21 protein-coding genes are annotated in these 26,623 nt (G+C 77.0%); 10 read left to right on the forward strand and 11 right to left on the reverse strand.

All coding sequences use genetic code 11. The features are described from left to right. Positions 1–2: 2 nt before the first annotated feature. A complete protein-coding gene (locus AAHH18_RS15480) occupies positions 3–1,118 on the reverse strand; it encodes a PP2C family protein-serine/threonine phosphatase (RefSeq protein WP_343302224.1) in 1,116 nt (371 codons plus the stop codon). A 98-nt stretch (positions 1,119–1,216) separates the two neighbouring features. Between AAHH18_RS15480 and AAHH18_RS15485 the strand changes: the two genes are divergently transcribed. Continuing rightward, entirely contained in the window at positions 1,217–2,488 is a 1,272-nt protein-coding gene (locus AAHH18_RS15485; protein WP_343302225.1) for a GNAT family N-acetyltransferase, read from the forward strand. A gap of 61 nt (positions 2,489–2,549) precedes the next feature. Here the strand turns inward: AAHH18_RS15485 and AAHH18_RS15490 are convergent, their stop codons facing one another. Continuing rightward, a complete protein-coding gene (locus AAHH18_RS15490) occupies positions 2,550–3,002 on the reverse strand; it encodes a ribose-5-phosphate isomerase (protein WP_222171950.1) in 453 nt (150 codons plus the stop codon). Positions 3,003–3,151: 149 nt separating this feature from the next. Here AAHH18_RS15490 and AAHH18_RS15495 point away from each other — a divergent pair, with 149 nt between their 5' ends. Continuing rightward, positions 3,152–5,128: a M13 family metallopeptidase gene (locus AAHH18_RS15495; protein WP_343302226.1), complete on the forward strand. Its 1,977-nt coding sequence runs from the start codon at positions 3,152–3,154 to the stop codon at positions 5,126–5,128. A 68-nt stretch (positions 5,129–5,196) separates the two neighbouring features. Further along, positions 5,197–6,105, forward strand: a complete 909-nt coding sequence (locus AAHH18_RS15500; protein ID WP_343302227.1) for an EamA family transporter — start codon at positions 5,197–5,199, stop codon at positions 6,103–6,105. Positions 6,106–6,229: 124 nt separating this feature from the next. Here AAHH18_RS15500 and AAHH18_RS15505 read toward each other — a convergent pair whose 3' ends face one another. Beyond that, complete coding sequence (locus AAHH18_RS15505) at positions 6,230–6,781, reverse strand: hypothetical protein (protein ID WP_283320793.1); 552 nt, start codon at positions 6,779–6,781, stop codon at positions 6,230–6,232. Positions 6,782–6,796: 15 nt separating this feature from the next. Then, positions 6,797–7,423, reverse strand: coding sequence for a mycothiol-dependent nitroreductase Rv2466c family protein (locus AAHH18_RS15510; RefSeq protein WP_283320794.1), 627 nt, complete (start codon positions 7,421–7,423; stop codon positions 6,797–6,799). Between the two features lie 226 nt (positions 7,424–7,649). Between AAHH18_RS15510 and pepN the strand changes: the two genes are divergently transcribed. Then, positions 7,650–10,280 carry an aminopeptidase N gene (gene pepN, locus AAHH18_RS15515; RefSeq protein ID WP_343302228.1) on the forward strand — a complete coding sequence of 877 codons (2,631 nt, stop codon included), beginning with the start codon at positions 7,650–7,652 and terminating at the stop codon, positions 10,278–10,280. A gap of 18 nt (positions 10,281–10,298) precedes the next feature. Here the strand turns inward: pepN and AAHH18_RS15520 are convergent, their stop codons facing one another. Together AAHH18_RS15520 and malQ are read right to left on the reverse strand one after the other, a co-directional pair. Then, on the reverse strand, positions 10,299–10,856 hold the full coding sequence (locus tag AAHH18_RS15520; RefSeq protein WP_343302229.1) for a P-loop NTPase family protein: 558 nt from the start codon (positions 10,854–10,856) through the stop codon (positions 10,299–10,301). Between the two features lie 3 nt (positions 10,857–10,859). Continuing rightward, on the reverse strand, positions 10,860–13,016 hold the full coding sequence (gene malQ / locus AAHH18_RS15525) for a 4-alpha-glucanotransferase (protein ID WP_343302230.1): 2,157 nt from the start codon (positions 13,014–13,016) through the stop codon (positions 10,860–10,862). Between the two features lie 118 nt (positions 13,017–13,134). On the opposite strand from malQ, the gene AAHH18_RS15530 reads away from it, so the two are divergent. Both AAHH18_RS15530 and AAHH18_RS15535 read left to right on the forward strand, forming a co-directional pair. Beyond that, positions 13,135–15,339, forward strand: a complete 2,205-nt coding sequence (locus tag AAHH18_RS15530) for a prolyl oligopeptidase family serine peptidase (RefSeq protein WP_343302231.1) — start codon at positions 13,135–13,137, stop codon at positions 15,337–15,339. A 70-nt stretch (positions 15,340–15,409) separates the two neighbouring features. Further along, positions 15,410–16,471 carry a mechanosensitive ion channel family protein gene (locus AAHH18_RS15535; RefSeq protein ID WP_343302232.1) on the forward strand — a complete coding sequence of 354 codons (1,062 nt, stop codon included), beginning with the start codon at positions 15,410–15,412 and terminating at the stop codon, positions 16,469–16,471. 216 nt (positions 16,472–16,687) lie between these two features. Here the strand turns inward: AAHH18_RS15535 and AAHH18_RS15540 are convergent, their stop codons facing one another. Next, positions 16,688–16,918: a glucose PTS transporter subunit EIIB gene (locus AAHH18_RS15540; protein WP_222171944.1), complete on the reverse strand. Its 231-nt coding sequence runs from the start codon at positions 16,916–16,918 to the stop codon at positions 16,688–16,690. Positions 16,919–17,041: 123 nt separating this feature from the next. Here AAHH18_RS15540 and AAHH18_RS15545 point away from each other — a divergent pair, with 123 nt between their 5' ends. The 3 genes from AAHH18_RS15545 to AAHH18_RS15555 all read left to right on the forward strand — a co-directional run bounded on the left by AAHH18_RS15545 (position 17,042) and on the right by AAHH18_RS15555 (position 19,506). Then, positions 17,042–17,539 carry a globin gene (locus tag AAHH18_RS15545; protein WP_283320800.1) on the forward strand — a complete coding sequence of 166 codons (498 nt, stop codon included), beginning with the start codon at positions 17,042–17,044 and terminating at the stop codon, positions 17,537–17,539. A gap of 13 nt (positions 17,540–17,552) precedes the next feature. Then, on the forward strand, positions 17,553–18,449 hold the full coding sequence (locus AAHH18_RS15550; RefSeq protein ID WP_283320801.1) for an acyl-CoA thioesterase: 897 nt from the start codon (positions 17,553–17,555) through the stop codon (positions 18,447–18,449). Positions 18,450–18,510: 61 nt separating this feature from the next. After that, positions 18,511–19,506 carry a DNA topoisomerase IB gene (locus AAHH18_RS15555; protein ID WP_343302233.1) on the forward strand — a complete coding sequence of 332 codons (996 nt, stop codon included), beginning with the start codon at positions 18,511–18,513 and terminating at the stop codon, positions 19,504–19,506. Positions 19,507–19,519: 13 nt separating this feature from the next. Here AAHH18_RS15555 and AAHH18_RS15560 read toward each other — a convergent pair whose 3' ends face one another. Continuing rightward, positions 19,520–20,182, reverse strand: a complete 663-nt coding sequence (locus tag AAHH18_RS15560; RefSeq protein ID WP_343302234.1) for an O-methyltransferase — start codon at positions 20,180–20,182, stop codon at positions 19,520–19,522. Between the two features lie 155 nt (positions 20,183–20,337). Between AAHH18_RS15560 and AAHH18_RS15565 the strand changes: the two genes are divergently transcribed. Then, a complete protein-coding gene (locus AAHH18_RS15565; protein WP_459349155.1) occupies positions 20,338–21,933 on the forward strand; it encodes an SDR family oxidoreductase in 1,596 nt (531 codons plus the stop codon). A gap of 63 nt (positions 21,934–21,996) precedes the next feature. Here the strand turns inward: AAHH18_RS15565 and AAHH18_RS15570 are convergent, their stop codons facing one another. The 3 genes from AAHH18_RS15570 to AAHH18_RS15580 all read right to left on the reverse strand — a co-directional run bounded on the left by AAHH18_RS15570 (position 21,997) and on the right by AAHH18_RS15580 (position 26,387). Beyond that, on the reverse strand, positions 21,997–22,512 hold the full coding sequence (locus tag AAHH18_RS15570; RefSeq protein ID WP_343302236.1) for an acyl-CoA thioesterase: 516 nt from the start codon (positions 22,510–22,512) through the stop codon (positions 21,997–21,999). A 138-nt stretch (positions 22,513–22,650) separates the two neighbouring features. Then, positions 22,651–24,336 (reverse strand): GTPase family protein, encoded by a 1,686-nt coding sequence (locus tag AAHH18_RS15575; RefSeq protein ID WP_343302237.1) that lies wholly within the window; start codon positions 24,334–24,336, stop codon positions 22,651–22,653. Next, positions 24,333–26,387: a GTPase domain-containing protein gene (locus AAHH18_RS15580; protein WP_343302238.1), complete on the reverse strand. Its 2,055-nt coding sequence runs from the start codon at positions 26,385–26,387 to the stop codon at positions 24,333–24,335. Before AAHH18_RS15580 ends, AAHH18_RS15575 begins: the two co-directional genes overlap by 4 nt. Between the last annotated feature and the right edge of the window lie 236 nt (positions 26,388–26,623).

The raw sequence follows: 26,623 nt of genomic DNA on the forward strand, positions 1-26,623 counted from the left end.
CGTCAGTCCCGGCGCACCAGGACGAGCGCCCGGTCGTCGCCCTCGCTCGCGCCGATCCGCGCGATCACGTCGTCCGCGCCGCCGCGCCGCGTCGCCAGCACGTCCTCCGCGGCACCCCGGAGCCGGTCGATGCCGAGGTCCAGGTCGCCGCCCGGCGTCTCCACCAGCCCGTCGGTGTACAGCAGCAGGGCGTCGCCGGGGTCGATGCGCCCGCCGACCCGCGGGAACCGTGCGCCCTCGACGACACCCAGCACCGGGCCGCCCGGCACGGTGAGCAGCTCCACCACCCCGGACCCGGAGTGCAGGTGCACCGGCGGGAGGTGCCCCGCGGACGCCACCTCGTAGTCGCCCGTCGCCAGGTCGACCGACAGGTGCACGGCGCTCGCGAACCCCTCCTCCCACGCCTGGCCCAGCAGGTACGCGTTCGCGGCCGGCAGGAAGTCCGCGCTCTCGAGCTGCCCCACCAGCCCGGCGAGCGCCCCGGAGAGCTGCAGCGACCGCACGCCCGCGCCCTGGCCCTTGCCCGAGACGTCCACCAGCACGAGCTCGAGCACGCTCCCGTGCTCCCGGGTGGCCGTCACGACGAAGTCGCCGGAGAACGCCTCCCGGTGGGCGGACCGCAGCGCCGTCTGCACGGACCAGCCGTCCGGGAGCGCCGGCACGACGCCGTGCGCCGCGAGGCGGTCGCGCAGGTCGACGATCATGAGGCCCCCCGGTGCGCCCTGCAGCCCCAGCCGCTCCCGCTGCGTCGCGAACGCCAGCACGGCCGCGACCGCGACGCCCTGCAGCACGAACGTCCCCGGCGTGAACTCCCCCAGGCCGGCCAGCGGGATGGCCAGCACCTGCGCGACGATCGCGGCGCACAGCACCACCATGCCCCGCAGCCGCAGCAGGAACGCCCCGAGCAGCTCGATGAGGACGAACGTCGACGGCGGGAACCACGGCCGGGCCAGCACGATGCCGGCCGAGGCCAGCAGGGTCAGCCCGACGAGCAGGAGCGTCAGCGCCCCCTGCGACCCGAGGCCCCAGCGCAGCAGCACCCGGCGGACGCGGTCCGGCACGCCCGGGACCCGGCGCGGCGGCGGCAGCCGCGGGGCCGGGGCGTCGCTCGGGCTCATCCCGCGAGGGTATCCAGCCGGCCGGGGCCGCCGGCAGAGCCGCGCCGGGCCGGAAAAACGGCGTGCCCCGCCCCGCACTCCCCGGTCAGGATGGGCCCATGACCAGCGCACCCGAGGGCTACCGCCTGACCGAGATCACCGCCGACCGCCTCCCCGAGTTCCGGGCGCTCGACGCCCTGGCGTTCGCCGAGCCGGCGCAGGACGCCGAGACCCTCGCGGCGGTGCCGTTCACCGTGCCGCTGGAGCGCGCCGTCGCCGTCGAGGACGCCGCCGACGAGATCGTCGCGGTGCACGGCTCGTACGCGTTCAGCCTGCCCGTCCCGGGCGGCGAGCTGCCGTGCGCCGGCCTCACCTGGGTCGGTGTGCGCCCCGACCACCGTCGCCGCGGGCTGCTCACCGCGATGATCGCCGCGCACCACGAGCGCTCCGCCGGCCGCGGCGAGGTGGTGTCCGCGCTGTTCGCCGCCGAGCCGGGGATCTACGGCCGCTTCGGCTACGGGTCGGCCTGCGACGACGTGCGGCTGACGCTCCCGCGTGGCGCGGCGCTGCGCGACGTCCCGGGGTCCGACGCCCTGACCGTGCGCTTCACCACCCTGGACGCCGACCGGCACGAGGGCCTCGTCGCCGAGGTGCACGCCGCCGCCGGGCGGGGGCGCCCCGGGTGGCTGCAGCGCGGCTCGGACGCCCTGCGGCGCACCGCCGTCGTCGACCCGCCGGCGTGGCGCCGCGGCGGCGAGCAGGCGCGCCTCGCCACCGTGCACGACGCGACGGGGGCGCCGCGCGCGTACGCGATCCTCCGCCGCACGGCGACGTGGGGCGACGGCGGCGCGGAGTACACCGTGCAGGTGCGCGCCGCCGCGGCCGTCGACGCCCCGGCAGCGCACCGCCTGTGGTCGTTCCTGCTGGACCTCGACCTCACGACGACCGTCAGCACGGGGATGCTCGCCGTGGACGACCCGCTGCTCGCGCTGCTCGTCGACTCCCGGCGGGCGGTGCCGAAGCTGAGCGACAACCTGTGGCTGCGGCTGCTCGACGTGCCCGCGGCCCTCGCGGGACGCCGGTACGCGGCCCCGGTCGACCTGGTGCTGGGCGTGCGCGACGCGCGGCTGCCCGGGAACGACGGGTCCTGGCGGCTCGTCACGGGCAACCCGGTCGCGGACGGCACGCACCCGGCCCGCGTGGAGCGCACCGACGCGGCCCCGGACCTCACGCTCGACGTGCGGGAGCTCGGCGCGGCCTACCTCGGGGGCCGGAGCCTGACCGCCCTGGCGACGGCCGGCCTGGTCGACGCCGCGAGCGCCGGGGCGCTGCACCGCGCGACGAGCGCCTTCGGGTGGCCCGTCGCCCCGGTCTGCCCCTGGGTGTTCTGAGCGACCCGGGTGTGCTGGGCGCGGGTGCCCCGGCCGGCCGGGCCGGGGCACCCGCGGGGCGTCAGGCGCGCGCGGCCTCGTAGGCGGCGAGCTGGTCGATGCGGCGCTGGTGCCGCGGGTCCTGGCTGAAGGGCTCCGCGACGAACGCGTCCACGAGCTCCAGCGCCTCGTCGACGGAGTGCTGGCGGGCGCCGATCGCGACGACGTTCGCGTCGTTGTGCTGGCGGCCCAGGCGCGCGGTGTCCAGGTTCCAGGCGAGCGCGGCGCGGACGCCGGTGACCTTGTTCGCGGCGATCTGCTCGCCGTTGCCCGACCCCCCGATGACGACCCCGAGGCTGCCGGGGTCGGCCACGACGGCCTCGCCGGCGGCGAAGCACACGGCCGGGTAGTCGTCCTGCGGGTCGTACTCGGCGGCACCGTGGTCGACGACGTCGTGACCCCCGGCGCGCAGGTGCTCGACGAGCGCGACCTTGAGCTCGAATCCGGCGTGGTCGGCGGCGACATGGATACGCATGGGGCCATCCTGCCGCACCCGGGGGGCCGAGCGGGCTCCCGCCCGGCGCCGCCACCCTGTGGTCGGCCGGGCGGCGGCCCGGTGCCGGGACCTAGGCTGGGCCCGGCGCGCGCCCGCGCCTCCGCCGACCGAAGGGACGCCCCCCGACCATGACCCGCAGCGGCATCGACACCTCGGCCTTCGACCCCGCGGTGCGCCCGCAGGACGACCTCTACGCGTACGTCAACGGCCGCTGGGTGGCGGAGCACGTGATCCCCGCCGACCGCGCCATGGACGGGTCGTTCCGCGCGCTGCACGACCAGGCGGAGGAGCAGGTCCGGGACATCATCGTGGAGGCCGGCGGGGTGCCGGACGCCACGGGCGTGCAGGCGCAGATCGGCGCGCTCTACGCGAGCTTCATGGACACCGACGCCGTCGAGGCCGCCTGGACCGCGCCGCTGCGCCCCGACCTGGACGCGATCGCCGCGGCCACCACCCGGGAGGAGCTCACCGGCGTGCTGGGGTCGCTGCAGCGCACCGGCGCCGCCGGGGCGACCGTGTTCTGGGTGGACAACGACGCGAAGGACCCGGAGCGGTACGTCGTCTACCTGCACCAGTCCGGGCTGGGGCTGCCCGACGAGTCGTACTACCGCGACGAGCAGTACGCCGCGGTGCTGGCCGCGTACCGCCCGCACGTCGCGCGGATGCTGCGGCTCGGGGGCTGGGCCGCGGACGAGGCGGCCGCGGACGAGGCCGCGGGGCGCGTCGTCGCGCTCGAGACGCAGCTCGCCGCCGGCCACTGGGACGTCGTCAAGGACCGCGACGCCGACCTGACGTACAACCCGACGACGCTCGCGGAGCTCGCGACCGCCGCGCCCGGCTTCGACTGGGACGCGTGGGTGCAGGCGCTCGGCGCACCGCAGGGCGCCCTGGACGCGCTGGTCGTCCGCGAGCCGTCGTTCGCGGTCGCCTTCGCGGCGCTGTGGGCGTCCGAGCCGGTCGAGTCGTGGCAGGCGTGGCTCGCGTACCACGCGACCACCGCGCGGGCGCCGTACCTGTCGTCGGAGCTGGTCGAGGCGAACTTCGACTTCCACGGCCGCACCCTCACCGGCGCGCAGGAGCTGCGGGACCGCTGGAAGCGCGGCGTGTCCCTGGTGCAGGGCGTGCTCGGCGAGGCCGTCGGCGAGGTGTACGTCGCCCGGCACTTCCCGCCCTCCCACAAGGAGCGGATGGAGCAGCTGGTCGCGAACCTCGTCGAGGCGTACCGCGAGTCGATCACCGGGCTCGACTGGATGGGCGAGGAGACGAAGGCCAAGGCGCTCGCGAAGCTCGACGCCTTCACGCCGAAGATCGGCTATCCCGTGAAGTGGCGCGACTACTCCGGCCTCGAGCTGCGCGCGGACGACCTGGTCGGCAACGTGCGCCGGGCGTCCGCGTTCGAGCAGGACTTCGAGCTGCGCAAGATCGGCCGGCCGATCGACCGCGACGAGTGGTTCATGACGCCGCAGACCGTGAACGCGTACTACAACCCCGGCATGAACGAGATCGTGTTCCCCGCCGCGATCCTGCAGCCGCCGTTCTTCGACGCCGACGCGGACGACGCGGTCAACTACGGCGGCATCGGCGCGGTGATCGGCCACGAGATCGGCCACGGGTTCGACGACCAGGGCTCGAAGTACGACGGCCAGGGCCGCCTCGAGGACTGGTGGACCGAGACGGACCGGGCGGAGTTCGAGAAGCGCACGGCCGCGCTGGTCGCGCAGTACGACGGCTTCTCGCCCTCCCAGCTCCACGGGTCGCACCACGTCAACGGCGCCCTGACGATCGGCGAGAACATCGGCGACCTCGGCGGGCTGTCCATCGCGCTGCGGGCGTACCGGATCGCGCTCGGCCGGCCGCTGGACGAGGCGCCGGTGGTCGACGGGCTGACCGGGGTGCAGCGGGTGTTCCTCGGCTGGGCGCAGGTGTGGCGCGCCAAGGGCCGCGACGAGGAGATCATCCGCCGCCTCGCGACCGACCCGCACTCCCCCGACGAGGTCCGCTGCAACGCCGTGGTGCGCAACGTCGACGAGTTCGCCGAGGCGTTCGACCTGCAGCCCGGCGACGGCCTCTACCTCGCGCCGGAGCAGCGCGTCCGGATCTGGTGACGGGCGTCGTCCCCGGGGCCGGCACGCCGCCGGCCCCGGTCCCCGGCGCGCCCGCGCACGGCCCGGCCGTGACCACCGGCACCGCCGACGTGCCCGACGCCGGCCCGCTGCTCCGGTCGCCCGGGCGTCGCCGCGTGCTCCAGGCGATGGGTCTCATCGCGCTGGGCTCGCTGGGCATCCAGACGTCGTCCGCGCTGTCGGCGGGCCTGTTCGGGGCGCTCGGCCCGGCGTCGGTCAGCTCGCTGCGCCTGGCGCTGGCCGCGGCCGTGCTGCTGGTCGTGCTCCGGCCGCGGCTGCGCGGGCGGTCGCGCACCCAGTGGACGGGCATCGTCGTGTACGGCGTCGCGATGGCGGCGATGAACCTCAGCCTGTACGCGGCGATCGACCGGATCCCGCTCGGGGTCGCGGTCACGCTCGAGTTCCTCGGTCCGTGCGCGGTGGCGCTGCTCGCGTCCCGGCACCTCCGGGAGGGGCTGTGCGCCGTCGCGGCGCTGGTCGGCGTCGGTCTCATCTCCGGGCCCGGCGGGGCGTTCGACCTGGCGGGCTACGCGTTCGCCCTGGCCGCCGCCGTGTTCTTCGCGCTGTACACCGTGTTCGCGGACCGGGTGGGCAAGGCCGACGACGGGCTGTCCGGCCTGGCGCTGTCCGTCACGGTCGCCGCGCTGGTCGCCCTGCCGTGGGGCGCCGGCCGGGTCGCCGAGGTCACGGCCGGCCAGTGGGGCGTCCTCGCGGCGTCCGCGGTGATCGGCGTCGTCGTGCCCTACAGCGTCGACACGGTCGCGGCGCGCCTCACGTCGGCCCGGGTGGTCGGCACGCTGTTCAGCATCGACCCCGCGATGGGCGCGCTCGTGGCCCTGGTCGTGCTCGGCCAGAGCACCGGCCCGGCGGCGGTCGCCGGCATCGCGGTGGTGTCCCTCGCGGGCGCCGTCCTGGTCGCGGTCTCCGGCCGCGACCGCCACCCCGCCCCTACCCCCTGACCCCCCCGTCCCCGCCCCCGGCGAGTTCGGCAGTCCGAGGCGAGGTCGGCACCTGGAGCTGCCGACCTCGTCACCGGAGTGCCGAACTCGCCGGACGGGGTGGGCGGGGCGGGCGCGGGGTGGGTCAGGGGAGGGTGGTCAGGGCCGCCGTCGCGACGCGGAAGCCGGTGCCCGTCTCGTCGACGACGCACGACATGCCGTTGGACGCGCTGGTGCACGTGTACGGGCCGACGGTCTGGGCGCGGCCGTAGTCGAGGACGGGGGTGTCCGCCGAGGCGACCGCGGGGCCGGGGCCGTCGACGCACGGGGTCGTGACGCCGTCCGCGGTGTTGAGGACGATCACGTGGCCGGTGGTGCCGGTGCAGCCCTCGGACGCCGGGACGGTGTAGCGGATGTTCGCGATGGTGCAGGTCACGCCGTCGGGCGACATCGTGCACGCGATGTTGCCGGTCGGGGACGCGAAGGACAGCGCCGTGTCGCTCGTGGCCCGGTCGGTCGCGCCGGTCGTCGCGCCCACGGTGGCGGGCGCCGAGCCGGTGGTCGGCGACGCCGCGGGGCTGTCGTCCCCGCGTCCGCCGAGCACGAGCACCGCCGTGACGACCAGCGCGAGCACGAGGACCACGTCGACCGCGACGAACGCCTTCATCCCGCGGCTCATCCCCGCGAACGCTCCCATGGTTCCCCTCCCGGGTCAGTCGAAGACCGGACCCTTGGTCCGGGTGCGCTTGAGCTCGTAGAAGCCGGGCACGCCGGTGACCAGCACGAACCCGTCCCAGAGCCGGCCGGCGTCCTCGCCGCGCGGCGCGGGCGTCATGACCGGCCCGAAGAACGCGGTGCCGTTGACGGCGACCACGGGCGTCCCGACCTCGTCGCCGACCAGGGCGATCGCCTCCGCGTGCGAGGCGCGCAGCTGCTCGTCGAACTCGTCGGTGTCGCCGTACGCGACGAGGGACTGCGGGAGGCCGACCTCGTCGAGCGACTCGCGGATGACCGCCCACGTGTCCGTCCGGCCACCGGGGTGGCGCCGCGTCCCCAGCGCGTCGTACAGCGGCTTGAGGTGCTCGGCGCCGTACAGCTCCTGGGCCGCGATCAGCACGCGGACCGCAGCCCAGGCGTCGTCCATGGCCGCCCGGTACTCCTCGGGGAGGTCGCGCCCCTCGTTCAGCACCGCGAGGCTCATGACGTGCCAGCGCACGTCCACGTCGCGCACCCGCTGCACCTCGTCCATCCACCGCGAGGTCATCCAGGCCCAGGGGCAGGCCGGGTCGAACCAGAAGTCGGCGGTGTCGCGGGTGGCGGGCGGCTGCGTGTCGGTCACGGAGGGGCTCCTCGTGGGCGGGGCTGCGGGCTGGTGCGCTGGTGCCGGGGCGCGCGGTGCCCCCGCGGGGACGGACCGGCGCGCCCCGCCATCATGCCCCGACACCCCGGGGCGCTGTCACGCCCGGGACCGGTCGCGGCGGGCGGGGAGCCCGGCGCACGGACCCGTCCGTTGGTGGAATGATGCGGCGACGGCCGCTCACCCAACCCCACGAGGAGACCCGCGCGTGCCCGCAGAGAACCTGACCCGTGACGAGGCCCGCACCCGGGCCGACCTGGTGGACGTCCGGTCCTACGACGTGACGCTCGACCTGACCACGGGACCGGCGACCTTCGCGTCGACGACCACGGTCCGGTTCACCAGCCGCGAGGCGGGGGCGAGCACGTTCCTCGACCTCATCGCGCCGGCGGTGCACCGCGTCGTCCTCAACGGCACCGAGCTGGACCCGGCCGACGTCGTCGCCGACTCGCGGATCCGCCTGGACGGGCTGGCGGAGGAGAACGTGGTCGTGGTCGAGGCCGACTGCGCCTACATGAACACCGGCGAGGGCCTGCACCGGTTCGTGGACCCGGTGGACGACGAGGTGTACCTGTACTCGCAGTTCGAGGTCGCCGACTCCCGCCGGGTGTTCGCGGTGTTCGAGCAGCCGGACCTCAAGGCGACGTTCGCGTTCACGGTCACCGCGCCGGCGCACTGGGTCGTCGTGTCGAACTCCCCCGAGGCCGGCGCCCCGGTCCCCGTCGAGGGCGGCAGCAACCGCAACGGCGGCCGCGACGAGGGCAGCGCCACCTGGACGTTCGAGCCGACGCCGCGCCTCTCGTCCTACGTCACCGCCGTCGTCGCCGGGCCGTACCACCACGAGCACGGCGAGCTGACCAGCAGCGACGGCCGCACGATCCCGCTCGGCGTCTACTGCCGCGGCTCGCTGGCGCAGCACCTGGACACCGCGAACATCCTCGACGTCACGCGGGCGGGCTTCGCGTTCTACGAGGAGCAGTTCGCGGTCCCCTACCCGTTCGCGAAGTACGACCAGCTGTTCGTCCCGGAGTTCAACGCCGGCGCGATGGAGAACGCCGGCGCCGTGACGTTCCTCGAGTCGTACGTGTTCCGGTCCAAGGTGCCGGAGGCCACGGTCGAGCGCCGCGCGGTGACGATCCTGCACGAGCTCGCGCACATGTGGTTCGGCGACCTGGTGACCATGCGCTGGTGGGACGACCTGTGGCTGAACGAGTCGTTCGCCGAGTACGCCTCGACGCTCGCGACCGCCGAGGCCACGCCCTGGACGACCGCCTGGACGACGTTCTCGTCGCTGGAGAAGGGCTGGGCGTACCGCCAGGACCAGCTCCCGTCCACGCACCCGATCGCCGCGGACATCCGCGACCTCGAGGACGTCGAGGTGAACTTCGACGGCATCACGTACGCGAAGGGCGCGAGCGTCCTCAAGCAGCTCGTCGCGTGGGTCGGCCAGGAGCAGTTCTTCGCCGGCGTCCGGCAGTACTTCCAGAAGCACGCGTGGGGCAACACCGAGCTGCGCGACCTGCTGACCGAGCTCGAGTCGACCTCCGGCCGCGACCTGTCGGCGTGGTCGGCGCTGTGGCTGGAGCAGTCCGGCGTGACGCTGCTGCGCCCGCAGATCGCCTCGGAGACCGGTGCGGACGGCGTCGAGCGCATCACCGCGCTGGCCGTGCGCCAGGAGGTCCCCGCCACGCACCCCGTGCAGCGCCCGCACCGCCTGGTGGTCGGCGGCTACGACGTGGTGCCCGGCCCGGACGGCGGCTCGCGCCTGGAGCGCACCGTGCGCGTGGAGCTCGACGTGGACGGCGAGCTCACGCCCGTCCCGCAGCTCGTGGGCGAGCGCCGCCCCGACCTGCTGCTGCTCAACGACGAGGACCTCGCCTACGCCAAGGTCCGCCTGGACGAGCGCTCGCTCGCCACGGCGATCGCGCACCTCGGCGACTTCGGCGGGTCGCTGCCGCGGACGCTCGTGTGGGCGGCCGTCTGGGACGCGACGCGCGACGGCGAGACCCCGGCCCGCGACTACGTGGACCTGCTGCTCGGCAACATCGCGCACGAGACCGACTCGTCCGTCGTCCTGGTGCTGCTGCGCCAGCTCCACACCGCGCTCGACCTCTACGTCGCGGCCGAGCACCGGTCGGCCACCGAGGTCGCCGCCGCGGACCGCCTGTGGACCCTCGCCACCGACGCCCCCGGCGGCAGCGACACCCAGCTCCAGCTCGTGAAGGCGTTCGCGGCGCGGGCGTCCACGCCCGAGCAGCTCGACGCGGTCGAGGCTCTGCTGGACGGCGGCACCCGGCTGGACGGCCTGTCGATCGACACCGACCTGCGCTGGGAGCTGCTGACGTCCCTGGTCGCGGGCGGTCGTGCCGGGGCCGAGCAGATCGACGCCCAGCTCGAGGCCGACCCCACCGCGACCGGGCAGCGCGCCGCGGCCGCCGCCCGCGCCGCCGTGCCGACCGCCGAGGCGAAGGCCGCCGCCTGGCAGGCCGTCGTCGAGTCGGACGCGCTGCCCAACGCGCTGCAGGCGGCGACGATCGGCGGCTTCGGCCGGGTGCACGACCGCACGCTGCTGCGGCCGTACGTGGCGCCGTACTTCGAGGTGCTCGAGACGGTCTGGGCCGAGAAGACCAACGAGATGGCGCAGAACATCGTCACGGGCCTGTACCCGACGGAGCTCGCGGACGACGCCGAGGCCGACGTGGCGGGCGCGACCGACGCGTGGCTGGCGGCACACCCGGACGCCGCGCCCGCGCTGCGCCGGCTGGTGGTCGAGGCGCGCGACGGCGTCCGCCGCACGCTCGCCGCGCAGGCAGCGGACCGCCACTACCACGAGGCCTGACGGGCACGGCGGCGGGGGTCACCGGGTGCCGGTGACCCCCGCCAGCCACCGCGTCGCCGCGCGCGGGCTGCGCAGCCGGACCACCGGCACCGTCCCGGACGCCGCGAGCGCGAGGTACTGCCGCCGGTAGGCCCCGTGCTGCGTCCACGACCACAGCACGATGTTCTGCTCCGGGTCCCGTCGCAGGAACGAGCGCAGCGACTCGGTGTTGCCGTGGTAGACGGGCCGGCGCAGCACCGCCCGCGCGAGGGTCCGCCGCACGACCCGCGACATGACGACGCGGCGCGGGTAGTCCAGCCAGACGATCGCGTCCACGTCGTCGGCGAGGCCCTGCCGGGCGGTCGTCCAGTTGCCGTCGACGACCCAGCCGTCCGGCGAGGCGTCGAGGAACTCCCGGAGCAGCGCGCGGCCGACCTCGGGCTCCTTCTTGACCCAGCCCGGGCCCCAGAACACCTCGTCGAGCTCGCGGTGCGGCACCCCCAGCCGGCGCGCCAGCTCCCGGGCGAACGTCGTCTTGCCCGCGCCGGAGTTGCCCACCACCCGGACGCGCCGCAGCCGCGGCCGTGCCGAGGTCACGGGTCAGGCCTCGCCGAGGACCGCCGCGAGCGAGCGGAACCGGGCCGTGCGGAACAGGTCGTCGAGCAGCACCAGGCGCCCCGCGCCGTCGGCGAGCGGCACCCGCCAGTTCGGGTACTCCTGGTCGGTGCCGGGCTGGTTCTGGGCGCGCCTCTCCCCCACCGCGTCGGCCAGCGACACCCCGACCAGGACGCTGGGCGTCTGCAGCACGTACCGGTGCAGGGCCTCGACCACCTCGCGCTCCGAGGGGTCGTCGCCCAGCAGCCCGCGCGCCGCGAGCGCCGCCAGCATCGCCTCGCGCTCGGCCCGGGCGGCGCGCCGCACCTGCTCCACGGGCTCGGTCAGCAGGCCCAGCCGCTCGCGGAGCGCGACGTGCTCGTCGGCCAGGTAGCCCGCGGTCGGCGGCAGGTCGTGCGTCGTGACGCTGGACAGCGCGAGGCGCCGGTAGTCCTCGGGCGGCAGCGGGCGGCCCTCGCCGTCCTTCTCGAACCAGAGGATCGAGGTGCCGAGCACCCCGCGCTCCGACAGGTAGTCCCGCACCCACGGCTCGACGTTGCCGAGGTCCTCGCCGATGACGACGGCGCCGGCCCGGTGCGCCTCCAGGGCGAGGATGCCGATCATCGCGTCGTGGTCGTACCGGACGTACGCGGCGTCCGCGGGGCTGTTGCCCTGCGGGATCCACCACAGCCGGAACAGCCCGATGATGTGGTCGATCCGCACCGCGCCGGCGTGCCGCAGCACGGTGCGCAGCAGGTCCCGGTACGGGCGGTAGGCGACGCGCTCGAGCTCGGCGGGGTGCCACGGCGGCTGCGACCAGTCCTGGCCCTGCTGGTTGTACATGTCGGGCGGGGCGCCGACCGACGCGCCGCGCGCGAGCACCGGCCCGAGCGCCCACACGTCCGCGCCGCCCGGGTGCACCCCCACGGCGAGGTCGTGCATCACGCCCAGGCCCATGCCGGCCTCGTGGGCGGTGCGCTGCACCGTGGCGAGCTGCTGGTCCGCGAGCCACTGCAACCAGCAGAAGAACTCGACCCGGTCGGCCAGCTCGGTGCGGGCCCGCAGCGCGCCGGGCGCCGCGGGGTCGCGCAGGTCCGCCGGCCACGGCCCCGGGCCGTGCCGCTCGACCAGCGCGCACCAGAGCGCGAAGTCCTCCAGCCCGCGGCCCTCGCGGCGGCGGAAGTCGTCGAACGCCGACTGCCGGGCCGCGGAGCGCGGGACCGCGAACACGACGTCCAGCGCCGCCTTCTTCGCCGCCCACACGACGTCCCGGTCGATCGGGCCGTCGTCCGCGTCGAGGGCGAGCGCCTGCTCCGCCGACCACTCGACGAGCGCCCGGTCCGCCGAGGACAGGTACGCGGCCTCGTCCACGTCCTCGACCCGCAGGTACAGGGGGTTCACGAACCGGCGGGTGGTCGGCAGGTAGGGCGACGGGGTCAGCGGCGGCACGGGCTCGGCGGCGTGCAGCGGGTTCACCAGCAGGAACTGCGCCCCGGCCTCGCGCCCCGCCAGCCACGCCAGGTCGGCCAGGTCGCGCAGGTCGCCCGCGCCCCAGGACCGGCTGGACCGCACCGAGTACAGCTGCAGCATCAGGCCCCAGGCCCGCCGCCCGTCCAGCGCCGCGGGCAGCTCCAGCCGGTCGGGGGTCACGGCCAGGGGGCTCGCGGCCTCGCCGGAGGGGCCGGCGGTCCGCAGCAGGTGCCAGCCGAGCGGCAGGTCCGCCGGGATCACGAACGTCGCCCGGCCGACCTCGCGGCCGTCGACGGTCCGCGGGTCCACGTACACGTCGGCCTGCTCGAGGTCCACGCGCCTCGTCTCCGCGCCCGCCGCGCGGCGGCCGTGGCCCTCCGCGGCGTCCAGCTCGAGCCACGCCCGCACGGGGTCGCCGTGGGTGACGTGCACCGGCACCGTCGTGCCCTGCGACTGCCGGACGACGACGACCGGCGGCAGCACCCGGCGCCACGGGGCGTCCTCGGCGTGCCGCAGCGCGACCTCGACCCGCTCCGGCGTCGAGGCGTCGACGCCCAGGGCGGCGAGCACGGCGACCAGCGTGGCCGCGGGGACCTCACGCAGCCCGCCGCCGAACTCCTGGAACTCCGGGGCGACGCCGTGCGCCCGCGCGAGGCGCACCAGGGACTCGGACGGCGGTGTGTGCGGTGCCACATCACGATCCTGCCAGAGCGGTGCTGCTCGCGCCGGTCGCCGCGCAGGGGGCCGGGCGGACGGACGCGCAGGTCGCACCGGCGCCGTCGGACGCGCGCCCCGCCGTAGGGTGGCGCGCATGACCGCCGACCCCGTCCCCACCGGCCTGCCCGCCTACCCCGACGCCCGCCGGAGCGACCTCGTCGAGGACCTCCACGGCCGCGCCGTCGCCGACCCGTACCGCTGGCTGGAGGACGCGGGCTCCGACGAGACCGGCGCGTGGTCCGCGGCGCAGGACGCGCTGTACGCGGCGTACCGCGCCGGGGTGACGGCCCGCGTCCCGGCGGACCACCCGCTCGCGTCGGAGCGCCTCACGGCCCGGCTCGGCGAGCTGCTCGGCGCGGGCTTCGTCGGGGCACCGGCGTGGCGCGGGCAGCGGCGGTTCACCGCGCGGCGCGCCGGCGACCAGGAGCACGCCGTGGTGGTCGTCACCGAGCCCGACCCCGCCGCCCCGGGCGGGGAGCGCGAGCGGGTGCTCGTCGACCCGGTGGCGATCGACCCCGCGGGCACGACGACGCTCGACGCGTGGCAGCCCAGCAAGGAGGGCGACCTGCTCGCGTACCAGGTGTCGCACGGCGGCACCGAGGAGAGCGTGCTGCACGTCCTCGACGTCGCGACCGGCGAGCCGGTGGACGGCCCGATCGACCGGGCGCGCTACTCCCCCGTGGCGTGGGAGCCGGGCGGGCGGGCGTTCTACTACGTGCGCCGGCTGGCGCCGGAGCTGCTGCCCGAGGACGAGCGGCAGTACCACCGGCGGGTCTGGCGCCACGTGGTCGGCACCGACCCGGCCGCGGACCTCGAGGTCTTCGGCGCCGGGCTCGACATGACGAACTACTACGGCGTCTCGGTCTCCCGCGACGGCCGCTGGCTGATCGTGTCCGCGGCCGCCGGGACCGCCCCGCGCACGGACGTGTGGATCGCGGACCTCGCGGCGTCGGAGCCGGGGACGGTCCCGGAGCTGCGCGAGGTCGCGGTCGGCCACGACGCCGAGGTGGCGGCGTGGGTCGGGCGCGACGGGCGCCTCTACCTGCACACCACCCTCGACGCCGACCGCGGGCGCCTCGCGGTGGCCGACCCGCGGGAGCCGGGCGTCCCGCACTGGCGGACCCTGCTGGCCGAGCACCCCGAGGCCGTGCTGGAGGACGTCGCGCTCACCGACGGCGGGGGCGAGGACGCCGGCCCGGTGCGGCTGGTGGCGGCCTGGCGCCGGCACGCGGTGAGCGAGCTCACCGTGCACGACCCCGCCACGGGCGACCAGCTCCCGGGGCCCGCGGGCGAGGTGGCCCTGCCCGGGCTGGGCTCGGTCGGCGGGCTCGTCACCCGCCCCGACGGCGGGCCGGACGTGTGGTTCACGTACACGGACCACACCACGGTCACCGAGGTGCACCGGTACGACGCGTCCACCGGGACGACCTCGCTGTGGGCCGCACCGCCCGGGGCGCTCGCCGACCTGCCGGAGGTCCGGGTGCAGCGCGTCGTGGCGACGAGCGCCGACAACACGCAGGTCCGGGCGTTCGTCGTGGCCCGCGCCGACGCCCTCGACGCGGCCGGCCGGCCGCTCGCCCCCGCGCCGACCGTGCTCTACGGGTACGGCGGCTTCCAGATCTCGCTCGACCCGGCGTTCTCGGCCACCACCCTCGCGTGGGTGGAGGCCGGCGGCGTCTACGTGGTCGCGAACCTGCGCGGCGGCGGCGAGGAGGGCGAGGCGTGGCACCGCGCGGGGCGGCGCGGCAGCAAGCAGCACGTCTTCGACGACTTCCACGCCGTCGCGCGCCTGCTGGTCGACGAGGGGTGGACGACGACCGACCGGCTCGCGTGCTGGGGCGGGTCGAACGGCGGCCTGCTGGTCGGGGCCGCGCTCACCCAGCACCCGGAGACGTTCGCGGCGGTCGTCTGCTCGGCGCCGCTGCTCGACATGGTGCGCTACCAGCGGTTCGGGCTCGGCGTGACGTGGACCGACGAGTACGGCGACGCGGACACGCCCGCCGAGCTGGACTGGCTGCTGTCCTACTCGCCGTACCACCGGGTGGTGGACGGCACCGCGTACCCCGCGACCCTGTTCACGGTGTTCGACGGCGACACGCGCGTCGACCCTCTGCACGCCCGCAAGCTGGCGGCGGCGCTGCAGGCCGCGACGTCGGCGCCCGCGGACGAGGCCCCGGTGCTCGTCCGCCGGGAGCGCGGCGTCGGGCACGGCGGGCGGGCGCTGTCGCGCACGATCGCGCTGACCGTGGAGCAGCTCCAGTTCGTCGGCGACCGGACGGGGCTGGTGACGCCGCGCTGACCGGGCGCGGCGCGGGACCCGGGGCGGGACGGGCGGGCGGCCCCCGCGGCGGCCGGGCTAGCGTGGCCCGGTGATCTCCGCCCTCCTCCGCCCCGCGCTGCCCGCCGCCCCCGACCCCGCCCCCTCCGAGCAGCTCGCCGACGGCGCGAACGCGTTCGTCGACTGGCTGCTCGGCCCGGGCCTGCGCATCGCGATCATCGTGGTGGCCGGGGTCGTGTCGCTGCTGCTGGTGCGGCGGCTGATCCGGGCCGTCACCGAGCACATCGCCGACGGCACGTCGCTGCTCCAGCGCGGGATCACCCGGCCGCTCGGCGGCACGGAGGTCGCCGCCGCCCTGCGCAAGGTCAGCCCCGTGGCCAGCGCCCGCCGCACCCAGCGGGCCCGCACCATCGGCTCCGTGCTGCGGTCGACCGCCGCGATCGTCATCGGCTCGATCGTCGTCCTGCTGGTGCTCGACCAGCTCGGGGTGAACATCGCACCGTTCATCGCCTCCGCGGGCATCGTCGGCGTGGCGTTCGGCTTCGGCGCGCAGAGCCTGGTCAAGGACTTCCTGTCCGGCATGTTCATGCTGCTGGAGGACCAGTACGGCGTCGGTGACGTCGTCGATGCGGGTCCCGCGCAGGGCACCGTCGAGGCGGTCGGGCTGCGCGTGACGAAGCTCCGCGACGCGGACGGCACGCTCTGGTACATCCCCAACGGCTCGATGCTGCGGGTCGGCAACAAGACGCAGGGCTGGGCGAACGCCGTCGTCGAGGTGAAGGTCGACTACTTCGCGGACCTCGACCGCGTGCGGGACCTGCTGGTCGGCGCCGCCGCCCGGCTCGCGTCCGACCCGGAGATCGGCGACGCGCTCGAGGGCGCCGCGACGGTCACCACGGCCGAGGACCTCACGTTCGACGCCGTGACGGTGCGGATCGCGCAGCGCACGGCACCCTCCCGGCAGTGGGCCGTGGCGCGGGCCCTGCGCGCCGCGGTCCGGGACGCGCTGGAGGAGGCCGACGTGCCGCTCGCCGGGCAGCGGGACCTGCTGGCGGCGCACCGCGAGCGCGTGCAGGCGCAGGGGGCGGTCGTCGTCGACGGCACCGACGCGCGGCCTGCGGACGAGGGGGCCGCGCCCGGCGGGCAGGGCTGAGGGCACGTCCGGCGGTCACCACCCCCGGCGGTCAGGGCTGAGGGCACGTCCGGCGACCACCACCCCCGGCGCCCCCGGGCGGCCACCACCGCCGGGCCGGGCTGCCCCCGCGGGCACGCGCCGCTGCCGTCCCGGCGCGGCCCACCGGGCCCGGACGCGGCGCAGCCCCGGGCCGGTCGTCCGGGTCCCGGGGCTGCGTGCCGTCGCGTGCCCGCGTCAGCGCAGGCCGTCGAGCTCCGCCGCCAGGTTGTCCGCCTCCGGGCCGACGATGACCTGCACGATGCGGCCGGACCGCACCACGCCGAACGCGCCGGTCGCCTTGAGGGCGGCCTCGTCCACGCGCTGCGGGTCGGTGACCTCGACCCGCAGCCGCGTGATGCACGGCTCCAGGTCGACGACGTTCCCGCCGCCGCCCAGCGCCACCAGGATCTGCTCTGCCTTGCTCATCGAACCCCCGTCGTCCTGCCGGTCCCGCCCCCGCGACCGCCGGAGGGCGGCCTCGGCGTCCAGCCTAGTCCGCGGGGGGCGGAGGCGGCGGTCCGGGTCCTGCCCGGTGCGACACTGGCACGCATGACCGCCGACCAGCCGACGCCCGCGCCCCGCCCGGCCGGCCCGTCCCTGCCGCTCACCGCGGCCGCACCCCCGGCGCCCGCAGCCCCGGCACCCGGCGCGGCGCCCGAGCGCGTACGCGAGTCGTTCTACGACGCCGTCGGGGGCCACGCGACGTTCGAGCGGCTCGTGGACCGGTTCTACGAGGGCGTCGCGGCCGACCCCGTGCTCGCGCCGATGTACCCGGAGGAGGACCTGGGCCCCGCGCGCCGCCGCCTCACGATGTTCCTGGAGCAGTACTGGGGCGGTCCCACGACGTACTCCGCCGAGCGCGGCCACCCCCGGCTGCGGATGCGTCACGCGCCGTTCCCGGTCGACGCCGACGCGCGCGACCGGTGGCTGCGCCACATGCGGGACGCCGTCGACGCGCTCGACCTGCCGCCGCTGCACCACGAGGTCCTGTGGGACTACCTGGAGCGGGCCGCGCACTCGCTCGTCAACACCGCGTCGCGGCCGTGAGATCCTGGCGCGCGTGACCGACGCTGCCCAGGGCGCCACCACCGCGCAGGAGCCCACCCCCGACCCGATCGCCGCGCTGCTCGCCGTCCTCGACGTGCAGCCCTCCGGCACCCCCGACGAGCTCGTGGCCGCCAACCTGCCGAAGCCCGGGGGCCGGGTGTTCGGCGGGCAGGTGGTCGCGCAGGCCCTCGTCGCCGCGGGCCGCACCGTGCCGGACGGGCGGCTGCCGCACTCGATGCACGGCTACTTCCTGCGCGCCGGGGACGTCGCCTCGCCCATCGGCCTGTCCGTGGAGCGCCTGCGCGACGGCCGGTCGTTCTCCGCCCGCCGCACGCACGCCCTGCAGGACGGCGAGCCGATCCTGTCGATGATCGCGTCGTTCCAGGAGGACCAGCCGGGCATCGAGCTGACGCAGCCGATGCCGGACGTCCCCGCGCCGCAGGACGTCGAGTCGGCGATGGACCGCATGGGCCACCTCGACCACCCCCTCGCCCGGTTCTGGACGCACGAGAGCGCGTTCGACGTCCGGCACGTCGGCGGCTCGCTGTACCTCGGCCCCGCGCCCGCGCCCGACGGCCGGCAGCGCGTGTGGATGCGCACCAAGGGCGCCCTGCCGGACGACCCGCTGCTGCACCGCGCCGTGCTCGCGTTCGCGTGCGACCAGATCATGCTCGAGCCCGTGCTGCGCCGCGCCGGTCTGTCCTGGCTGACGCCGGGGCTGTCGGTGGCGAGCCTCGACCACGCCATGTGGTGGCACCGGGACGTCCGGGTGGACGAGTGGCTGCTGTTCGACCAGGACAGCCCGACCGCCCAGGGCGGACGCGGCCTGGGCACCACGCGGGTGTTCAGCGAGCAGGGCGTGCTGGTCGCGACCATCGCGCAGGAGGGCATGGTCCGGGTCCCGTCCTGACCGGCGCGGCGCCCCTCCCGCTCCGCTGGCGGGCGCCCGTGCCCCGGTGCACAGTGTCCCGGTGGTGAGGCTGCGACGGGTCCGGATCGACTCCCCGGGGTGGACGCGCAGGCGCGCCGGACGCGGGTTCTGGTACCTGGACGTCGACGCCGCCCGGATCACCGACCCGGTGCACCTGGACCGGATCACGGCGCTCGCCATCCCGCCCGCGTGGAGGGACGTGTGGATCAGCCCGTGGCCCCACGGGCACATCCAGGCCGCCGGGCTCGACGACGCCCGGCGGCGGCAGTACCTCTACCACGAGCAGTGGCGCCGCCGCCGCGACCGCCTCAAGCACGACCACGTGCTCGACGTCGCCCGCCGGCTGCCCGCGGCCCGGCGGTCGGTCCGCCGGGACCTGGCGGCGGGCGGCTTCCCCCGGGCGAAGGCCCTCGCGCTGGCGTTCCGGCTGCTCGACCTCGCGTACTTCCGGGCCGGCGGCGAGGGCTACGCGCAGCGCAACGGCTCGTACGGGCTCGCCACCCTGCGCCGCGAGCACGTGCAGGTGCTCGCGGACCCCGGCGGCGCCGCGGTCGCCGTCCGGTTCTGCTACCCCGCGAAGTCCGGCCAGGTGCGCGACGTCGTCGTCGAGGACGCCCAGGTGGCGGAGCTGGTCGGGACGCTCCTGCGGCGGCGCGGAGGCGGGCCCGAGCTGCTCGCCTGGCAGGACGCGGCCGGCTGGCACGACATCACCAGCGCCGAGGTCGGCGCCGACGTCAAGAACCGGCTGGGCCCGGACGCGAGCCCGAAGGACTTCCGGACGTGGCACGCGACCGTGCTGGCGGCGCGCGGCCTCGCGGCGGCCGGGCCCGCCCCGGCGTCCGAGCGGGCGCGGCGCCGGGTCGTCGCGCAGGTGGTCAAGGACGTGTCCGGCGAGCTCGGGAACACCCCCGCGGTGTGCCGCGCGTCGTACATCGACCCGCGCGTCGTCGACCTGTGGGAGCACGGCACCACGATCCGGCCCACCCGCTCGCAGGCGGTCGGCGAGAAGGAGACGCTCGCGCTGCTGCGGGCGTGACGCGCCGGCGGGGTCAGTCCGTGACCACCGCGAGCGCGAAGCCGTCCCAGCCCTTGCTGCCCACGGTCTGCAGCGCGGTCGCCTCGAGCCGGGGGTGGGCGGCCATCGCGTCCAGGACGGCGCGGGAGCCCTGCACGCGCGGGTCGTCGGAGCCGGCGTCCGCCACCGCCCCGGCGCGCACCACGTTGTCGACGACGACCACCGTGCCCGGACGGGACAGCGCCACCGCGAGCTCCAGGTACCGCCTGTTGCCCGGCTTGTCCGCGTCGATGAACACCAGGTCGTACGGCTCGGTTCCCGCGTCCACCAGGGCGCGGGCGGTCTCCGCGGCCGGGCCCTCGTGCACGTCCACCCGGTGCGCCACACCGGCGCGGGCGAGGTTCTCCCGGGCGACGGCGGCGTGCACGGGGTCGAGCTCGAGCGTCGCGACGTGCCCCTCCGGCCCCACGGCCCGGGCGAACCACAGCGCGCTGTACCCCGCGAGCGTGCCGAACTCGAGCACGCGGCGCGCGCCGGTCATCGTGCAGAGCAGCGCGAGGAGCTTGCCCTGCAGCGGCGACACCTCGATCGCCGGCAGGCCCGCGGCCCGCCCCGCCTCCCGCGCCGCGACGAGGTCCGGGTCCTCGTCGACCAGGGTCCCGGTCAGGTACGCGTCCACCGCCGCCCAGTCGTCCATCCCCCATGATGGCGCCGGCCGGCCGGCCGCGACCACCCGGCCGGCGCCCGGATGCGTCGCACCCCCGCGCGACGCAGACTGCGACCGTGCCCCACGACGACACCCCCGCACCCACCCGCACCCGGCCGACGGGCTCCGGCCCGACCGGCGAGGACCTGCTGCCGGAACCGGTCGCGGGGAGCCTCGCCGGCCTCGTCCCGGGGGTCGGCGACGACGGGCGCCCGCGCGAGGACGCGCCGCTGGTCGCCGTCACCGGGGTCACCGGCTACGTCGGGGGCCGCCTGGTCCCCGAGCTGCTGGCCGCCGGGTACCGGGTGCGCGCCGTCGCCCGACGACCCGAGCGGCTGCGCGGGCGCCCCTGGTACGACGCAGTCGAGATCGCGCAGGCCGACGCGTCCGACCCCGGCCAGATCCGCGCCGCGCTCGACGGCGTGGACGTGGCGTACTACCTCATCCACTCGCTCGGCACGGGACGGCGGTTCGAGCAGCGCGACCGGTCAACGGCCCTCACCTTCGGCCGCGCGGCGCGCGAGGCCGGCGTCGGCCGGATCGTCTACCTCGGCGGGCTCGCCCCCGACGTCGAGGAGCTCTCGCCGCACCTGGCCTCCCGCACCGAGGTCGGGGAGATCCTCCTGGCCTCGGGCGTGCCGACGACCGTGCTGCGCGCCGCCGTCATCCTCGGGTCGGGCTCCGCGTCCTTCGAGATGATGCGCTACCTCACCGAGCGCCTCCCCGCGATGACCGTGCCGCGCTGGGTGGAGAACCGCATCCAGCCGATCGCGGTGCGCGACGTGCTGCGCTACCTCGTGGGCTCCGCGTCGATGCCTCCCGAGGTGAACCGGGCCTTCGACATCGGGGGGTCGGACGTCCTCACGTACCGCGACATGATGCAGGGGTACGCCGAGGCCGCGGGCCTGCCCCGGCGGATCATCGTCGGCGTCGGCGTGCTGACCCCGCGGCTGTCGAGCCTGTGGGTCGGGCTGGTCACGCCCGTGCCGTCCGGGATCGCCCGGCCGCTCGTGGAGTCCCTCGTGCACGAGGTCGTGTGCCGCGAGCACGACATCGCCGAGCACGTCCCCGACCCGCCCGGCGGGCTGATCGGCTTCGACCGGGCGGTGCGCCTCGCGCTCACCCGCATCCGTGAGGCCGACGTGACCACCCGGTGGTCGTCCGCGGGGATCCCCGGCGTCCCGAGCGACCCGCTGCCCTCGGACCCGGACTGGGCCGGCGGCTCGCTCTACGTCGACGAGCGGCGCACGACCGTGGACGCCTCCCCCGCGGCGCTGTGGCGGGTGCTGGAGGCGGTCGGGGGCGAACGCGGCTGGTACTCCTGGACGCTCGCGTGGCGGGTCCGCGGCCTGCTGGACCGCGTCGTCGGCGGCCCCGGTCTGCGGCGCGGCCGCCGGGACCCCGGCCGGCTCGTCGTGGACGACGCGGTCGACTTCTGGCGCGTCGAGGACGTCCGACCGGGGCGGCTGCTGCGGCTGCGTGCCGAGATGCGGCTGCCCGGGCTCGCGTGGCTCGAGCTGCGCGTCGAGCCGGGCGACGACGGCGCGGACCCCGGCGACGACGCCCGCTGGACCACCCCGCCCGTGACGTTCGCGCAGCGCGCCGTGTTCCACCCCCACGGGCTGCTCGGGCAGCTCTACTGGTGGTCGGTCTACCCGTTCCACGGGGTCGTCTTCGGCGGCATGCAGCGGAACATCGCCCGGGCGGCGGAGACCGCGGAGCGGGCGCGCCGGGACCGGTGACGGGGGCCGGGGCGGGGGTCGGCGTCGCCGACCGCGGCGCCGGGCGGGGTCGGCGCGGCGGCGTCAGCGACCGCGGCGCCGGAACGCCGGCGGCGCCTCCACGTACGGCGTCCACGCGGCGCGCTCCGCCTCCCCGATCCGGCGGGGTGCGCCGGTCGCGGCGTCCACGAGCACGAGCGTCGTCACCGCGCGGGCGTACGGCGCGTCCGGGTCCGCCGTCCCGTCGGCCGCCGGCGCGGCGTCGTGCAGCTCGTAGCAGACGTCGATGCTCGCGCCCCCGAGGTGACCGATCCACATGTCGACGACGACGGGTGCCCGCCGGTACCCGACCGGACGCAGGTACTCGACCTCCTGCCGGGCGACCAGCGTGAACGTCTGCGCGCCCGGTCCCGCGTCGAGCACGGCGGTCGGCCACACCGGCCGGTCGGCCGCGCCGGAGGGACCCGCCTCGGCGGGGTGCGCCCAGAACGCCTCGATGCGCGCCTCCTCGAGCAGGCGCAGCAGCTCCACGTTGTTCACGTGCCCGTAGGCGTCCATGTCGGACCACCGCAGCTGGACCGGCACCTGCAGCCTCGTCATGCGTCCTCCGTCCGTCCCGGCTCCGCCGCGCGGCGGGCCGTCCAGCATCCTGCACCCGCGGGCGGCACGGCGCGCACCGGCGGCGCGGCGCGGCGCGGCGCGTCCGCGCGGCGGTGCGCGTCAGCGCGGCGGTGCGCGTCAGCGTGACCGGCCCGCGGCCACCCGCGCCTGCGTGCGGCACGCGTCCAGGTCGTCCAGCACCGCCGCCGCAGGCCCGGTGACGCGGTCGCGGGCCACCTCCGCCACGGCGCCCAGCAGACGCGCGCGCACCACCCGCGCGCGGCGTCGGGCGGTCAACCGGGCGAGCGCCCCGGCGAGCAGCGCGAGGGCGACGCCCACGAGGAGGCCGCCGCCGAGCAGGGCCGTGGGCACGGGCAGCGGTCCCCACTGGGGCGTGCGGGGCTCGGGCAGCCGCAGGTAGGCCAGGACGGCCAGCACCCCGAGCCAGAGCGCCCCGGCAGCGGCGGCCGTCAGCAGCACGGTCTGCGCCACGTTCGCCGCCCTCGCCCACCACGGCACCCGGTCCGGCAGCAGCGGGGTCGACGAGACCGCGGCGTCGAGCGGGCTGGCGAGGTCCGGGTCGCCGACCGACGACCGCACGGCGAGCGCCCACGCGTCCGGCACGCCCGCCGTCGCGGCGTCGAGCGACCGCCGCACCGCGGTGGCGGCCGCGGCCCGGGTGGCGGGGCCGGGTGCGGGCAGCGAGGTGCGCCCGGCGGGAGCGGCAGCACCAGCACCAGCACCCGAGGCTCCCGGCCCGACGGAACCCGCACCGACGGAACCCGCGCCGAGGTGGAGCCGCCGCAGCGGGTCGGGGCGCAGGCGCTGGAGCCACCGCACCGGCGGCCAGCCGGCCGCCGCGGTCGCGCGCCGCACCGCGGACCGACGTGTCGCCTCGACGACGACCGGCACACCGGCGGCGTCGGCCAGCGCCGCGACGAGCTCCGGGGGCGGGGCGGCGCGGTCCGTCCTCCCCGATGCCGTCGCGGTGCCGCGCGACGGCAGCAGGCGCTGCCGCGCGGAGCCGACGTCGTCGCCGCACGCCTCGAGCACGCGCAGCGCCACGACCTCGACGTCCGCGGTGAGGCGCCGGGTCGCCGCCTCCCGGCGCTCCGCGGCCTCGTCGAGCAGCGCACCGAGGCGGTCGAGGCCCAGGCCCGTCCGCGCCGAGACGGCCAGCACGCGGGCGCCCGCCGGACCGTCCAGCGCCGTCAGCCGTCGCAGGTCGGCGAGCACGGCGTCCACCTCGGCGGCCGAGAGCCGGTCGGCCTGGTTGAGCGCCAGCACCAGGACGTCGGCGTGCCGTGCCAGCGGGCGCAGGTAGCGCTCGTGCAGCACGGCGTCGGCGTACTTCTGCGGGTCCACCACCCAGACGAGCAGGTCGACGCGGTCGACGAGGTGCTCGGCGCGCAGCCGGTGCTCGGTCACCACCGAGTCGTGGTCCGGCAGGTCGAGCAGCACCAGCCCCGCGCCGCGGCGCGGACGGCCGCCCGCCAGCTCGTGCCGGCGCCGCACACCCAGCCAGTCGAGCAGCGGGCCCGCGCCCGGTCCCCGCACCACGGCCAGCGCCTCGGAGGTGGTCGGCCGCTGCACGCCCGTGCGGGCGACCTCCTCACCGGCCAGGGCGTTGAGCAGCGAGGACTTGCCCGACCCGGTCGCCCCGGCGAGCGCCACCACCGTGTGCTCCGCCGACAGCGCGGCCCGCTCCCCCGCGCGCGCCACGACGGCACGACCCGCGTCGACCACCTCGCGCGGCAGCCGGCCCTCACCCGCCGTCAGCGCACGGTCGAGCGCGGCCACCCGCTCGGCCGGCGTCGCGCTCACCCCGCACCCCCACGCCCGAGCAGGCGGCGCCAGAACCCCGGACGCGAAGGCGCGGCGGCGGCTCCGTCGGGGTGCCCCGTGGGCGCACCGTCCCCGACCCCGCCGCGTCCGGGCGAGGCCGCCACCGCGCGCCAGGCGGCGGCGCCCCGCAGCACCACCCGGCCCGAACCGGGCGCCTGCGCCGCGCGGGCACCCCGCGTGAGCGCGGCGTCGTCGTCCGCCCCCGGCGCGGGTGGTCCCGGGACGTGCCGCCGGGCCGCCTCCTGCAGGGCGAGGCCGGCCGCACGGAGGGCGTCGCCGGAGGACGCACCCAGCGCGTCGAGCTGTGCCGTGAACCGCTCCGCCTCCGCCGCCAGCAGCTGCGACACCCGCGTGTCCAGGCGCTCGCGGGCCGCGACCGTGAGCCGGCGCACCGCGTCGTCACCGAAGACGGCCTCCAGCAGCCGCTGGGCGACCAGGGCCGTGCCGCCCGCGATACCCACCTCGACGCCCGTGAGCCCGCCGGTGGACGCGAACACCACCACCATGAGGCTCACGCCCAGGGCGTTCAGCCCGAACGACAGCGCCCGCGCGGCCCCGCGCCGGCGCTCGCCCTGCTCGCGCACCAGGTCGAGCACGTCGCCCTGCCACGCGCGGACCTCAGCGTCGACCGTGGCCCGCAGCGACGCCGACGACCGCGACAGCCCGAGGTCGGGCAGCAGCGCCTCGCCCGCGGGGTCACCGCGCCAGGCCGCGTGGGTGCGCTCCGCGGCCCCGTCCGCCGCATCGAGCACGACGGCCGCCAGCCCGTGCGCGATCGCCTGCTCGACCGGCGGGACCGGCGCCGGCCGCCCGCGCAGGAACCCCGTCACCGCGTCCCGCAGCCGCCCGACGCCTCGCTCCACGGCACGCAGCAGGTCGCCCGTGCCGACGAGCTCCTGCCAGCGGGCCAGCACCTCCCCGCGCAGCAGGGCGCCGTCGGACGTCGCCGCGGCGACCTGCCGGCCGGCCTCGCCGTACGCGCGGGTCACGGACTCGCGGAGCCTCGCCGAGGTGTCGACCTGGGCATCCGCGGCGTCCGCCAGCGCCAGGGCGCGGCGCACGAGCTCCGCGACCGCCCCGTCCCGCGTCGCGCGCGCCACCTCCTGCCGGGCGCCCACGTCGCCGCCGAGGTCCGACAACCATGCCGCGAGCTCCCCCACCGCGGCCTCCGGCAGCAGGCCGTCCGCGTCGAGCCCCTCCGGCAGCGCGAACGACGGCGCGCCCGCCAGCCCGTGCTCGTCGAGCATCCGGCGCAGGTCCGCCACCGCGGCCTCGGCGCCCGGGTCCACGCGGTCGACGACGAGCGCGACCACGGCGTGCCGGGCGGCGGCGTCGTGCAGCAGCTCCCACGGCACCGCGTCGGCGTACCGCGCGGCGGTGGTGACGAACAGCCAGAGGTCCGCCGCCGCGAGCAGCTGCGCGGCCAGGGCCCGGTTCGCCGCCTCCACGGAGTCCACGTCCGGCGCGTCGAGCAGCGCCATCCCGCGCGGCAGCGCCTCGCTCGGCACCAGCCGCACGGCCGGCGCGGGCGGTCGGTCCGTCGGTCGGTCCGTCGGCCGGTTCTCCCGGGGCTCCGCGGCAGGGGCCGTCGGCGCCGACCCGGTCACGCGCGCCAGCCCGGGCAGCACCCGGTCACCCGAGAACCACGCGCCGTCCAGCGGGTGGTGCACCAGGACGGGCGCGCGCGTCGTCGGCCGCAGCACCCCGGGGTCGGTCACGGTCGCGCCGAGCAGCGAGTTCACCAGGGTCGACTTGCCCGCGCCGGTGGAGCCGCCGACGACGACGAGCAGCGGCGCCGCCGCCGACCGCAGACGTGGCAGCAGGTAGTCGTCGACCTGGCGGGCCGCCGCCTCCCGGATCGCGCGCGCCTGCGCGGCGCCGGGGACCTCCAGCGGCAGCGCGAGCTCGCGGAGGCGCAGGTGCACCTGCTCGACGGGGCCGAGGAGAGCCGCTCCCGCGTCGTCGGCGGGGGGCGCCGGGGCGGGCGCGCCGCCTGCGGGGTCGGCGGCGTCCTGGGGCAGGTCGGCCATGGGGCCAGTGTGCCCGCCGCCGGGCGTCCGCGCCGGTCAGCGCCGCACACCCGCGCGGCGCCACTCCCACGCCACTCCCAGCGTCCCCGTTCGGAGGCTCCGAGCGTGCTCGGAGGGGCCCGCGTGCTCTCGGAGGTGTCCGCGGACCACCTCGATGACGCGCGCACCTCTCCGAGCACGTTGGGAGCCTCCGAACGTGCACCGGGGCGGCGGGTGGAGTCGCTCGCGCGGCTGGT

This window comes from Cellulomonas olei (assembly GCF_039548315.1).
In the GTDB taxonomy this organism is placed as follows: Bacteria; Actinomycetota; Actinomycetes; order Actinomycetales; family Cellulomonadaceae; genus Cellulomonas.

What these genes read in the sequence shown, in the direction of transcription:
- AAHH18_RS15495 (WP_343302226.1), top strand. Translation starts at nt 3,152, where the DNA reads ATGACCCGCAGCGGCATCGACACCTCGGCCTTCGACCCCGCGGTGCGC.
- AAHH18_RS15545 (WP_283320800.1), top strand. Translation starts at nt 17,042, where the DNA reads ATGACCGCCGACCAGCCGACGCCCGCGCCCCGCCCGGCCGGCCCGTCC.
- AAHH18_RS15505 (WP_283320793.1), bottom strand. Translation starts at nt 6,781, where the DNA reads ATGGGAGCGTTCGCGGGGATGAGCCGCGGGATGAAGGCGTTCGTCGCG.
- AAHH18_RS15485 (WP_343302225.1), top strand. Translation starts at nt 1,217, where the DNA reads ATGACCAGCGCACCCGAGGGCTACCGCCTGACCGAGATCACCGCCGAC.
- AAHH18_RS15530 (WP_343302231.1), top strand. Translation starts at nt 13,135, where the DNA reads ATGACCGCCGACCCCGTCCCCACCGGCCTGCCCGCCTACCCCGACGCC.
- AAHH18_RS15490 (WP_222171950.1), bottom strand. Translation starts at nt 3,002, where the DNA reads ATGCGTATCCATGTCGCCGCCGACCACGCCGGATTCGAGCTCAAGGTC.
- AAHH18_RS15580 (WP_343302238.1), bottom strand. Translation starts at nt 26,387, where the DNA reads ATGGCCGACCTGCCCCAGGACGCCGCCGACCCCGCAGGCGGCGCGCCC.
- AAHH18_RS15480 (WP_343302224.1), bottom strand. Translation starts at nt 1,118, where the DNA reads ATGAGCCCGAGCGACGCCCCGGCCCCGCGGCTGCCGCCGCCGCGCCGG.
- AAHH18_RS15540 (WP_222171944.1), bottom strand. Translation starts at nt 16,918, where the DNA reads ATGAGCAAGGCAGAGCAGATCCTGGTGGCGCTGGGCGGCGGCGGGAAC.
- AAHH18_RS15560 (WP_343302234.1), bottom strand. Translation starts at nt 20,182, where the DNA reads ATGGACGACTGGGCGGCGGTGGACGCGTACCTGACCGGGACCCTGGTC.
- AAHH18_RS15570 (WP_343302236.1), bottom strand. Translation starts at nt 22,512, where the DNA reads ATGACGAGGCTGCAGGTGCCGGTCCAGCTGCGGTGGTCCGACATGGAC.